The sequence below is a fragment of the Solilutibacter silvestris genome (assembly GCF_050574925.1).
Classification (GTDB): Bacteria; Pseudomonadota; Gammaproteobacteria; order Xanthomonadales; family Xanthomonadaceae; genus Solilutibacter; species Solilutibacter silvestris_A.
The window spans coordinates 1-11,777 of sequence record NZ_JBCMOO010000008.1 but is presented as its reverse complement, the minus strand read 5'-3'; the positions used below and the strand labels follow the sequence as shown (position 1 = coordinate 11,777).

The following is an 11,777-nucleotide window of genomic DNA, read 5'->3' as shown; positions in this document are numbered from 1 at the left end:
CTGGCCCCATGAATGCGAATCTTTTGGACGATCTGCGCACCGCCGCGCCACGGCTGTCACTGCTGGTCGAGGCCGCCGATCTCGAGCATTACGGTCGCGACTGGACCCGGCGCTGGACGCCGGCGCCATTGGGCGTCGCCTTGCCGACCACGGTGGAAGAGATCGCCACCATCGTGCGTTGGGCACGCGCCCACGTGGTCGCGCTGGTGCCTTCGGGGGGACGTACCGGGCTGTCGGGTGGCGCGGTCGCCGCCAATGACGAACTGGTGCTGAGCCTGGAGAAGATGCGCGCGCAGCTGGCCTTCGATCCGGTCGATCGCCTGCTCACCGTGCAGGCGGGGATGGCGCTGGAAACGCTGCAGGGCATCGCCGACGGATACGGGCTGCAATACCCGGTCGATTTCGCCGCGCGCGGCAGCGCCAGCATCGGCGGCAACGTGGCGACCAATGCCGGCGGCATCCAGGTGCTGCGCCATGGCAATACCCGCGAATGGATCGCCGGGCTCACCGTGGTCGACGGTCGTGGCGAAGTGCTGCGGCTCAACCGCGGGCTGGTGAAGAATTCCAGCGGCTACGACCTGCGCCACCTGTTCGTGGCGTCGGAAGGCACGCTCGGGATCATCGCGGAAGTGACGGTGCGCCTGGCCGACCGCGATCCTCCGGCATCGACCGTGCTGTTCGCGCTGCCGTCGTTCGCGGCGATCATGCCGGTGTTCGCGGCCTTGCGCGGTCGCCTGCGCCTGCAATCGTTCGAATTTTTCGATGGCCGCGCGCTGAAGCATGTGCTGCATGCCGGCGCCACACCGCCATTTGCGGAAACGCATCCGTACTACGCGATCGCCGATGTCGACGCCGATGAAGCGGGGCTGCTGGACGTGTTCGAGACCTGCGTGGGCGAAGGCTGGATCGCGGATGGCGTGATCGCCGCCAGCGATGCCCAGGCCGAGGCGTTGTGGCGCTTGCGCGAGGGCATCACCGAATCGCTGGCGCCGCACACGCCGTACAAGAACGACGTGGTGGTGCGATCGTCAAGGATGCCGGCCTTCCTCGCCGAGGCGCAGTCGTTGATCGGCGAGGCCTACCCGGAATTCGAAGTGGCGTGGTTCGGCCATATCGGCGACGGCAACCTGCACATCAACATCCTCAAGCCGGCGGCGTTGCCGCAGGCCGAATTCGTCGCCGCCTGCGAACGCGCGACCAAGCTGCTGTCGGAATGCCTGCAGCGCCACGAGGGCAGCATTTCCGCCGAGCACGGCATCGGCCTGGTGAAGAAGCCCTACCTGCAGCAGACGCGCAGCGATGCGGAAATCGCCGCGATGCGTGGCATCAAGGCGGTATTCGATCCGGACGGGATCATGAATCCCGGCAAGGTGTTCGATTAGCGCGGGACGTTCGCCAGTCGCGCGTCGAGCCGTGCGCGGATCTCCGGCCACTCGCCGGCGATGATCGAGTAGGTATGGGTATCGCGCAGGCTGTCGTCCTTGTGGCGCTTGTGAGCGCGCAGGATGCCGTCGCGATGTGCGCCCAGGCGCTCGATCGCCGCCTGTGAACGCAGGTTGAGGTGGCTGGTGTGGAAATACACCGACTGCGCAGCGAGTGTGTCGAAGGCATGGCCGAGCATCAGCCGCTTGTTGGCGGTGTTGACGTGGGTGCGCCAAACCGATGTCGCGTGGAAGGTGTAGCCGATGGCCAGTGTCGGCACCGACAGGTCGATGTCGTAGAAACGCGTGCTGCCGACGACGCGGCCATCGGCGACGATGGCGAACGGCAGTTCGCGGCCGGCATCGCGCATCGCCAACGCCTTCTCGACCCAGGCTTCGATGCCATCGCGACCGGGGACATTGACGTAGTTCAGGGCGCCGATATCGCCGTCTTCGACGGCATCCTTCAGCGCTTCCATGTGGTCTCGCGCAAGCGGTTCCAGCGTGACGCCCCAACCGCGCAATGTGACCGGCGCGATGTCGCTCATTTCAACTTGCTCGTATCCATTTCGATGCCAGCCGGACGTTCTGCCAGCAGGATTCCGGGGATCGGATCCTGGCCCTCGTACTTGCGCACCAGTTTCTTCCAGGTCGCGGCATCGGCGCCGGGGCACAGCGATTTCGCCATGTTCTTGCCGGTCGCGCGCGTGCCCGCATCGCCGGTATTCGCATCTTTCTGGAAGTGCATGCACATGCGGTGCTTGAGTATGTAACTGCGCACGTCCGCGGGCAGGTCCTGGGTCCCCTTGCCGGGTTCGTTCGCGGCCGGCTGCTGCATCACCGACGACGGCACCGATTGCGGCGCGGCAACGACCGATCCCGCCGCCAGCAGCAACGCGGACGCCAACAAGGCACGCACCAGCAATGCGCGAAGATCAGTCCGCGCGGCCACCGAACTCACCCGTGGTGGTGTTGACCCACACGCGTTCGCCGTTGGCGATGTATTCCGGGACTTGGATTTCGATGCCGGTGTTGAGGCGCGCCGGCTTCGGACGCTTGGTCGCGGTGCCGCCCTTGAGTTCCGGCGGCGTTTCCACGACTTCCAGGATCACCGATGTCGGCAGTTGCAGGCCGACCGGCGCTTCGTCGATCACCTGCACGTAGCAGCCGGTCAGGCCGTCGGTGATGTAGCCGGCGCCGTCACCGACGACATCGGCGTCGAGTTGGTAGGGCGTGAAATCCTCGTCGTCCATGAAGACGAAGGCATCGCCATCCTTGTACGAGAACGTGGCCTGGCGGCGGGCGAGTTCGACTTCCTTCAACTCGTCTTCCGCGCCGACGCTGAGGTCGAGCTTGTTGCCGCCCGGCACGCTGTACATGGTGAACCGGTATTTGACGTTGCCGCCGCGGCCCTGCGGCGAGCTGCGTTCGATGTCGCGGATCTGCCAGGCGCCACCGTTGTGTTCGATGACGTTGCCTTTCTTGATGTCGTAAGCCTTCATAAAGTCACTTCGGTGCGAGGCGGGTGGCGCCATCCAGACGGATGGTTTCGCCGTTGAGGTAAGGGGTGCGCAGGATGTACGCGACAAGGTCGGCGTATTCGCCGGGCTGGCCGAGGCGCGACGGGAACGGAATCGAGGCTTCCAGCGAAGTCTTCACCTCGGGCGGCATGCCGTCGACCATCGGCGTCCAGAACACGCCCGGTGCGATCGTCATCACGCGGATGCCGAAGCGGGCCAGTTCGCGCGCCATCGGCAAGGTCATGCCGACCACGCCGCCCTTGGATGCGGAGTAGGCGGCCTGGCCGATCTGGCCTTCGTAGGCCGCGACCGACGCGGTGTTGATGATCGCGCCACGCTCGCCGTCGACGCCGGCTTCGTTGTGCTGCATCAGGTCGGCGCAGGCCTTGGCGACGTTGAAGCTGCCGACCAGGTTCACCATGACCGTCGTCTGGAACTGCGACAGCGCCATCGGGCCGGTCTTGCCGAGCATGCGACCGGCGCCGAGGATGCCGGCGCAGTTGATGCAGGCGTTCAATCCGCCGAGGAATTCCTTCGCCTTGGCCACATTGGCGGCGACATCGGCCTCGCTGGTGACGTCGGTCTTGATGAAAATCGCCTTGTCCGCGCCCAGTTCGCCGACGGCGGCAGCGCCTTTCTCGTCATTGACGTCGAACAGCGCGACCTTGGCGCCAGCGGCGACCAGATGCTGTGCGGTGGCGAAACCGAGTCCGGAAGCGCCACCGGTGATGACGGCGCGCACTTGGGCGAGTTGCATGGGAAATCCTGCGGAACTGGAAAACGGCAATTCTAGCGTGCGCGGCCGGTTTCCCGCCGTCCGCACTCAGGGCCGGCGGTAGATCCGGCCGTCCTTCATCACCAGCACCGGATGCGCGGTCGCGGCGATGTCGCTGGCGGGATCGCCCTGGAAAGCGACGAGATCGGCGCGCAACCCGGGGGCGATGCGACCGAAGCTGTCGTCCTTGCCGAGGATGCGGGCGGCGCCATCGGTGGTGGCGTGCAACACCTGCGGTGCGGGCATGCCGAGCTTCGCCATCCACGCCAGTTCGCGGGCGTTGTCGCCATGGCGGAACACGCCGACATCGCTGCCGTTGCCGATGCGCACGCCGGCCTCGCGGGCGCGACGGAAGGCCTGCTGCGATTCCAGCATTCTTGCCGTGGGTTGCGATTGGCCGGGCACGTAGTGGTTGAAGTAGGTCTCGGTGGATTCGACCGCGGTCAACGTGGGGATGTAGGCCACGCCGCGATCGTGCATGCGCTTGAAGGTGTCGACGCTGCCGCCGTAGCCATGCTCGATGGTGTCGACGCCGGCGTCGATCGCCATGCGCATGCCGGCGTCGGTCGAGGCGTGTGCCGACACCGGACGCCCGGCGACATGCGCGGCATCGACCAGCGCCTTGAGTTCGGCCGCGGTGAACGTCGTTTGCGAGACGCCGCCCGGTCCCCAGCGATAGTCGGTATAGACCTTGATCCAGTCGGCGCCGTGGCCGGCCTGTTCGCGGACGGCGGCGATCACGTTGTCGACCCCGCTGACTTCCTGCGCGCCGGTCGGCAGGTCGATGTCGTCGCGGAATCCGCGCGGCCCCGGCCCATAACTGCCGGTGGCGACGATCGCGCGCGTCGCGATGAACAACCGTGGCCCGGGAATGGTGCCGTCATCGATGGCCTTGCGGATCGACACATCCGCGTAGCCCGCGCCTTCGGTGCCGAGATCGCGCAGGGTGGTGAAGCCGGCCATCAACGTGTCGCGGGCGTGGTTGGCTGCTTCCAGCACGCGATAGGGCACCGCTTCCTTCAGCACCTGGTCGTTCCACGACGTCTCGTTGTAGGGATGCAGCAGGACGTGCGAGTGCAGGTCGATCAGGCCCGGCGTCAGCGTGGTGCCCGGAAGATCGATGCGTTGCGTATCTGCAGGAACAGCGACGGTCGCAGCGGGACCGACCGCGGTGATCTTGCCGTCGCGCACCAGCACCACCCAGCCGGCATGGCTGGCATCGCCGTCGGCGGTCCACACGCGGTCGGGGACCAGCAGGATCGAAGCCTGTGCCGGTTCGGCTGCCGACACGGAGATCGGCAGCAACGCGATCAGCAAGGCGGCGAACCATTTGCGCATCACAACTCCCGCGAATAGAAGATGTCGCAGCCGCCGTGGCCGGTCGCGCCCATCGAGGCGTCGATGCGCCTGAAGCCGCTGCGCTCGTACAGTCGCATCGCTGCGTCCATCCCGGTCAGCGTTTCCAGATAGCACTGACGGAATCCCGCACTGCGTGCGGCGTCGAGGCAGATCGTCATCATCGCGGCGCCCGCGCCGAGTCCGCGCGCTTCCGGCAGGAAATACATCTTGCGCAGTTCGCACACCGCCGGGTCGCCGCCGACAAGAGGCGCCATGCCACCGCCGCCGATCACTTCGCCACCGCGTTCCACCACGAAATAGGCGTGGCGCGGTTCGGCATAGGCGCGCGACATCCAGTCGACTTCGGGATCGTTGATCGCGAAGCCGCTGCCGCAGGCGCCGAATTCCGGCATCACCACGCGGATGATGCGCGCCATCGCGGCATCGTCCCTGGCTTCGATCGGACGGATATGCCAGCTCATCCCTTGGCAGCGTCGTTCTTGATGACGGCAGCCTTGCCGGCGCGGCTGTTGTTGTCGTGGCCGAGTATGCCGGCCAGCCAGCGCCCGGTCTCTGCGAGTTTCAGCAAGTCGACGCCGGTTTCGATGCCAAGTCCCTGCAACATGTAGACGACATCCTCGCTGGCGACGTTGCCGGTCGCGCCCGGTGCGTACGGGCAACCGCCAGTACCGGCGACCGAGGAATCGACCACGGCGATGCCTTCCTCGAGGCAGGCGAGGATATTGGCCAGGGCCTGGCCCCAGGTGTCGTGGAAATGCACGGCGAGCGCGGCCACCGGAACTTCCCCTGCCACCGCCTGCACCATCGCCCGCGCCTTGGCCGGGGTGCCGACGCCGATGGTGTCGCCGAGCGAAACCTCGTAGCAGCCGAGTTCGTGCAAGGCCTTGGCGACGCGCACCACGTCGGAGAGCGGCACTTCGCCCTGGAACGGGCAGCCGAGCACGGTGGACACGTAACCGCGCACGGCGACGCCGTCCGCTTTCGCCGCATCCATCACCGGGCGAAAACGTTCGATCGATTCGTCGATGCCGGCATTGATGTTCTTGCGATTGAAGGCTTCGGAGGCCGCGGTGAACACCGCGATCTCCTCGACGCCGACCTGGCGCGCGCGTTCGTAGCCCTGCAGGTTCGGCACCAGCACCGGATAGCGCACGCCCGGCTTGCGATGGAGTCCGGAATAGACCTCGACGGCATCGGCCATCTGCGGCACCCATTTCGGGCTGACGAAGGCAGTGGCTTCGATGCTCTTCAAGCCGCAATCGGCGAGACGTTCGATCAACGCGATCTTGTCGGCGGTCGAAACGAAGGTCTTCTCGTTCTGCAGTCCGTCGCGGGCGCCGACTTCGACGATGCGGACCTGGCCCGGCATGCTCATGCGCTTGGCTCCAGCAGGATCAATGCGGCGTCGGCCTCGACGAAATCGCCTTCGCGCACGCGCACTTCCGCGATCTTGCCGGCGCGCGGCGCCTTCAATGCCAGTTCCATCTTCATCGCTTCCATCACCATCACCACCTGTCCGGCCTCGACGCTGTCGCCGACCGCGCTCTTGGCCTGCACGATTCGTCCCGGCATCGGCGCGATCACGCGATCGCCGCTGGCGCCGCTGCCTTCGTCGGCGTGGCGATAGAGCGAAGCGCGACGCAGGTGCAGGCGACGCGCACCATCGTGGAGCAGCACGCGCTCGCCATCGCCCGAGACCTGCACGCGACGCTGGCCGTCGCCAATGCGACCGCTCAGCCAGCCGTCCTGCAGGCGCAGGCCGCGCAGCTCGGTGACGTGTTCGCCTTCGCGGACGTCGTAATCGCCGCCATGACCGCGGATCGACAGGCGCAGGTCTTCGTTGCCGGAGACCAGATGCAGTGGCGTCCAGCCTGCACCATCAAGGCGCCAGCCGTCGCCGGTCGACCACGGCGATGCGGCATCGATGGTTTCGGAAGACATGCGCATCGTGGTCGCGGCCAGCGCGTGCAAGGTATGGGTTTCTTCGTCGGAACGCGATGTCGCGCCGATGAATTCGTCGAGATGGCGATCGAGATAGCCGGTGTCGATATCGCCGGCGACCACGATCGGATGGCGCACCAGGCGTTCGAGGAATTCGATGTTCGACTTCGGGCCTTCGATCTCGCACCGCGCCAGTGCTTCGCGCAGGCGGGCGAGGGCGCGCGGACGGTCGCTGTCGCGCACGATCAGCTTGGCGATCATCGGGTCGTAGAAGATCGACACGGTATCGCCTTCGACCACGCCGGAATCGATGCGGACTTTCGAAGATGTTTCGGGCAGGCGCAGGCGCACCAGCTTGCCCGAGCCGGGCAGGAAGCCGGCGTCGGGATCTTCCGCGTACAGGCGCACTTCCATCGCGTGGCCGTTCGACCAGATCGCGTCCTGCGGGAGCGGCAAGGGCTCGCCGGCGGCGACGCGCAGCTGCCACTCGACCAGGTCAAGCGCCGTGACCATTTCGGTCACCGGATGCTCCACCTGCAGGCGGGTATTGATCTCCATGAAATAGAAACTGCCGTCCTGGCCGACGATGAATTCGACCGTGCCGGCGTTCTGGTAATCGATGGCGCGTCCGGCGGCGATCGCGGCGGCGCCCATCGCTGCGCGCAGTTCCGGCGTCACGAAGGGCGAGGGCGATTCCTCGATCACCTTCTGGTAGCGGCGCTGCGCCGAGCACTCGCGTTCGTTGAGATGGATGATCTGGCCGTGGCTGTCGCCGAAGATCTGGAATTCGATGTGGCGCGGGCGCTCGATATAGCGCTCCAGCAACACGCGATCGCGACCGAAGGCGTTCTTCGCCTCGCGCTGGCAGCTTTCCAGATGCGGCAGGAATTCCAGTGGCGCGTGGACGATGCGCATGCCCTTGCCGCCGCCGCCGTGCGCGGCCTTGATCATCAGCGGATAGCCGATGCGGTCGGCTTCCTGCTGCAGGATTTCCGGCGACTGGTCCTCGCCGGTATAACCGGGCACCACGGGCACATTGGCGGCCTGCATCAATTCCTTGGCGCCGGCCTTGCTGCCCATCTTGCGCATCGATGCCGCGCGCGGCCCGACGAACACCAGTCCCGCCGCTTCCACCGCGTCGGCGAAATCGGCGTTCTCGGAGAGAAATCCGTAACCGGGATGGATCGCTTGCGCGCCGGATTTCTTCGCCGCCTCGATGATCGCGTCGCCGCGCAGATAGCTGTCCTGCGGGCGCGAACCGCCGATATGGTACGCGGCGTCGGCGAGGCGCACGTGCTGCGTATCGGCGTCGGCATCGGAATACACGGCGATGGCGCGGATGCCCATCCGGCGACATGTACGGATGATGCGGCAGGCGATTTCGCCGCGATTGGCGATCAGAAGTGAATCGAACATCAGTGGGCAGCCTTCATTGAGCAATCCAGTTCGGTTTGCGTTTGTCGAGGAAGGCGCCGAGGCCTTCCTGCCCCTCGGGCGAAACGCGCAGGCGGGCGATCAGGGCGGCATTGTCGGCGTCGTGGCGCGATCCGTCGGCGTGCGCCACAACATCGCGCACCAATGACTTCGCCGACGCGGTGGCGATCGGGCCGGCTTTCAGCAACAGGTCGATCTGGCGATCGACCGCGGCATCCAGCGCGTCGGCCGCGACGACCTGGTGCAGCAATCCGATCCGCAGCGCTTCGGCGGCGTCGAAGATTTCCGCGGTGGCGAACCAGCGTCGTGCCTGGCGTGGGCCGATCGCATTGATGACGTAAGGCGAGATCACCGCCGGCAGCAGCCCCAGCTTGCTCTCGGTCAATCCGAATTTCGCTTCCGGTACGCCGATGGCGATGTCGCAGCAGGCGACCAGCCCGACGCCGCCGCCAAACGCGGCGCCTTGCACGCGGGCGATGGTCGGCTTCGGCAGTTCGTCCAGCGTGCGCATCAGGCCGGCCAACGCCAGCGCGTCGGTGCGGTTCTCCGCTTCCGACATCTTCGCCATCCCGCGCATCCAGTTGAGATCGGCGCCGGCGGAGTAGGAGACGCCCTCGGCTTCCAGCACCACCACGCGCACGCTGGCGTCGTCGCCCAGGCGCCGCAATTCGGCGGTCAGGGTGGCGATCAGGCCATCGTCGAAGGCGTTGTGCACCTCGGGGCGGTTCAGTCGCAGCCGTGCGACCGCGCCGGCTTGCCTGACCTGCAACGTCTCCACCATCGACCCATCTCCAATCGGTTGGCTGAATGATAGCGGGAGCGCCCTTCGGAGCCCTGTTCATTCTGCTATTATGAGAATGATTCCTATTTGGAACTGTGCTTGAAACTGGTCGATCTGCCGCGCGACGTACGCGCCCGTGTTGTTACCGTGCATGGTGTCGCCGTGCATGGCAACGGGGACGATCGTTCCGCCGATGTCGTGGCGCGCCGCCTGCGCGAACTCGGATTCGTGTCCGGGGAGCCGGTGCGTGTCTCCGGCTTCGGTCCGTTCGGGCGCGACCCGCTGCTGGTGCGCATCGGCACCTCGAGTTTCGCCCTGCGTCGCAGCGAAGCCGCGCGCGTCGAAGTCGAGCACGTGCATGTCGATGTGGAGCAGGCATCGTGAGCGCCGCCATGCTCCGCTGCGCGCTGATCGGCAATCCCAATTGCGGCAAGACCGCGTTGTTCAACCAGCTCACCGGCAGCCGTCAGAAGGTCGCCAACTACGCCGGCGTCACCGTCGAACGCAAGGAAGGCCAGCTGCGCCTGCCGGACGGACGCCACGCCGTGTTGCTGGATCTCCCCGGTGCCTACAGCCTGACGCCGGCCAGCCTCGACGAGGCGATCGCGCGCGACGTCTGTCGCGGCTTCTATCCCGGTGAGCCGATTCCCGACCTGCTGGTCTGCGTGGTCAGTGCCACCAACCTGCGCCTGCACCTGCGCTTCGCGCTGGAAGTGCGCCAGCTTGGGCGGCCGATGGTCATCGCGCTCAACCAGATGGACGCGGCGGAAAAGCGCGGCATCGAGATCGATGTCGCTGCGCTCTCGCGCGAACTCGGCGTGCCGGTGATCCCGACCGTTGCGGTGAAATCCGGTGGTGGCGACAAATTGCTCGAACGCATCGCGCAGGCCGTGCCGGTCGCGGTCGATGCCGCGCCGCTCGATGACGACGGCCTGCACGCGGAAGCGCGGCGCCTGATGGATGTCGCGGTACGGATGCCGGAACGCATCTCGCGCCTCGACCAGCGCCTCGACGGTTGGCTGCTCAATCCGGCGCTGGGGCTGGCGATCCTCGCGGTGGTGATGTTCGCGATGTTCCAGGCGGTCTATGCCTGGGCCGAGCCACTGAAGGACGGCATCGACGCCGGCATGAAATGGCTGGGCGCGCAGGCGGGCACGTACATGGCGGACGGGCCGCTGCGCAGCCTCGTCGTCGACGGCATCATCGCCGGCACCGGCAGCGTGCTGGTGTTCCTGCCGCAGATCCTGATCCTGTTCTTCTTCATCCTGTCGCTGGAAGAGTCCGGCTACCTGCCGCGCGCGGCCTTCCTGCTCGATCGCCTGATGCATCGCGCCGGGTTGTCCGGACGCAGTTTCATCCCGCTGCTGTCGAGCTTCGCCTGCGCGGTGCCCGGGATCATGGCGACGCGCTCGATCCAGGACCCACGCGATCGTCTCGCGACGATCCTGGTCGCGCCGCTGATGACCTGTTCGGCGCGCCTGCCGGTGTACACGCTGCTGATCGGCGCCTTCATTCCGCATCGAACCGTCGGCGGCATGTTCAACCTGCAGGGACTGGTGCTGTTCGCGCTCTATGCCGCCGGCATCCTCAGCGCATTGCTCGTGGCGTGGGTGATGAAGCGCTGGCGCCGCGATTCCGGCGATCACATGCTGCTGCTGGAATTGCCGTCTTACCGTGTGCCGACCTTGCGCGATCTCGCCATTGGCCTGTGGGAACGCGCGGTGATCTTCCTCAAGCGCGTCGGCGGCATCATCCTCGCGATGACCATCCTGCTGTGGTTCCTGCTGAACTTCCCGGGCGCGCCGGCGGGCGCCACCGGTCCGGCGATCGATTACAGCTTTGCCGGTCGCATCGGCCATATGCTGGCGGCGGTATTCGCGCCGCTCGGGTTCAACTGGCAGATTTCGATCGCGCTGATTCCCGGCCTGGCCGCGCGCGAAGTGATGGTGTCGTCGCTGGCCACCGTCTACGCGGTGGCTGCGCAGAACGATGAGGCCAGCCTGCACGCATTGGCGCCCTTGATCACGCAGCAGTGGTCGCTGGCGACCGCGCTGTCGTTGCTGGTCTGGTACATCTACGCGCCGCAATGCATCTCGACGCTGGCGACGATCCGTCGCGAAACGCATTCGTGGAAGCAGACGGCGCTCGCCGCTGGATATCTGTTCGCAATGGCGTACGGCGCGTCGTTCGTGACCTATCAGGTCGCCAAGGCGTTGGGGGCAGGCTGATGCCGATCGCCCTGCAATATGCGGTGATCGCGCTGCTGGTAGTGCTCAGCGCTGCATTCGTGTGGAGAACGCGCTTCCCGGCGTCGTGGCGACGAATGCGCGTGGCGGTGGCAATTCGGCTATTGCGCGAAGGGCGGCCGTCGTGGATGCGATCGATCGGTCGCCGGGTCGCGCCTGCATCGGCGCTGGCGTCCGGCGAATGCGGTGGCTGCGACGGCTGTAAATAAAGCAACGGCACGCGCTGGTGGCGTGGGTCGCCACTCCGCTGCGCGGTACGCCGTGAATACGTCCATGTAGGCTCATGCGCCGCATCCATGC

The 11,777-nt window shown here is 66.4% G+C and carries 13 protein-coding genes; 4 read left to right on the top strand and 9 right to left on the bottom strand.

Annotation, left to right across the window (positions count from 1 at the left end):
• Positions 1-8 precede the first annotated feature (8 nt).
• Positions 9-1,382, top strand: a complete 1,374-nt coding sequence (locus tag ABE093_RS12400; protein ID WP_430761221.1) for an FAD-binding oxidoreductase — start codon at positions 9-11, stop codon at positions 1,380-1,382.
• Here the strand turns inward: ABE093_RS12400 and ABE093_RS12395 are convergent.
• The 9 genes from ABE093_RS12395 to ABE093_RS12355 form a co-directional block, all read right to left on the bottom strand.
• Positions 1,379-1,969, bottom strand: a complete 591-nt coding sequence (locus tag ABE093_RS12395; RefSeq protein WP_430761220.1) for a GNAT family N-acetyltransferase — start codon at positions 1,967-1,969, stop codon at positions 1,379-1,381. The genes ABE093_RS12400 and ABE093_RS12395 overlap by 4 nt on opposite strands.
• On the bottom strand, positions 1,966-2,373 hold the full coding sequence (locus tag ABE093_RS12390; RefSeq protein WP_430761219.1) for a hypothetical protein: 408 nt from the start codon (positions 2,371-2,373) through the stop codon (positions 1,966-1,968). Before ABE093_RS12390 ends, ABE093_RS12395 begins: the two co-directional genes overlap by 4 nt.
• The gene (gene efpL, locus ABE093_RS12385) at positions 2,357-2,923 is read right to left on the bottom strand and encodes an elongation factor P-like protein EfpL (protein WP_430761218.1); all 567 of its coding nucleotides are present in this window, start codon (positions 2,921-2,923) and stop codon (positions 2,357-2,359) included. Before efpL ends, ABE093_RS12390 begins: the two co-directional genes overlap by 17 nt.
• A gap of 4 nt (positions 2,924-2,927) precedes the next feature.
• Positions 2,928-3,698: an SDR family NAD(P)-dependent oxidoreductase gene (locus ABE093_RS12380; protein ID WP_430761217.1), complete on the bottom strand. Its 771-nt coding sequence runs from the start codon at positions 3,696-3,698 to the stop codon at positions 2,928-2,930.
• A 66-nt stretch (positions 3,699-3,764) separates the two neighbouring features.
• On the bottom strand, positions 3,765-5,054 hold the full coding sequence (locus ABE093_RS12375) for an amidohydrolase family protein (protein WP_430761216.1): 1,290 nt from the start codon (positions 5,052-5,054) through the stop codon (positions 3,765-3,767).
• On the bottom strand, positions 5,054-5,536 hold the full coding sequence (locus ABE093_RS12370; protein WP_430761215.1) for a GNAT family N-acetyltransferase: 483 nt from the start codon (positions 5,534-5,536) through the stop codon (positions 5,054-5,056). Before ABE093_RS12370 ends, ABE093_RS12375 begins: the two co-directional genes overlap by 1 nt.
• Positions 5,533-6,444 (bottom strand): hydroxymethylglutaryl-CoA lyase, encoded by a 912-nt coding sequence (locus tag ABE093_RS12365; protein WP_430761289.1) that lies wholly within the window; start codon positions 6,442-6,444, stop codon positions 5,533-5,535. Before ABE093_RS12365 ends, ABE093_RS12370 begins: the two co-directional genes overlap by 4 nt.
• 2 nt (positions 6,445-6,446) lie before the next feature.
• Positions 6,447-8,432, bottom strand: coding sequence for an acetyl/propionyl/methylcrotonyl-CoA carboxylase subunit alpha (locus ABE093_RS12360; RefSeq protein WP_430761214.1), 1,986 nt, complete (start codon positions 8,430-8,432; stop codon positions 6,447-6,449).
• Positions 8,433-8,445: 13 nt separating this feature from the next.
• Entirely contained in the window at positions 8,446-9,231 is a 786-nt protein-coding gene (locus ABE093_RS12355; protein ID WP_430761213.1) for an enoyl-CoA hydratase-related protein, read from the bottom strand.
• Positions 9,232-9,330: 99 nt separating this feature from the next.
• On the opposite strand from ABE093_RS12355, the gene ABE093_RS12350 reads away from it, so the two are divergent.
• From ABE093_RS12350 to ABE093_RS12340, 3 genes are read left to right on the top strand one after another with little or no spacing between them, the layout of a single operon-like run.
• On the top strand, positions 9,331-9,615 hold the full coding sequence (locus ABE093_RS12350; protein WP_430761212.1) for a FeoA family protein: 285 nt from the start codon (positions 9,331-9,333) through the stop codon (positions 9,613-9,615).
• A gap of 8 nt (positions 9,616-9,623) precedes the next feature.
• Positions 9,624-11,459: a ferrous iron transport protein B gene (feoB, locus tag ABE093_RS12345; RefSeq protein ID WP_430761288.1), complete on the top strand. Its 1,836-nt coding sequence runs from the start codon at positions 9,624-9,626 to the stop codon at positions 11,457-11,459.
• A complete protein-coding gene (locus tag ABE093_RS12340; protein WP_430761211.1) occupies positions 11,459-11,686 on the top strand; it encodes a DUF6587 family protein in 228 nt (75 codons plus the stop codon). The genes feoB and ABE093_RS12340 overlap by 1 nt, the downstream gene beginning before the upstream one ends.
• Positions 11,687-11,777: the final 91 nt, after the last annotated feature.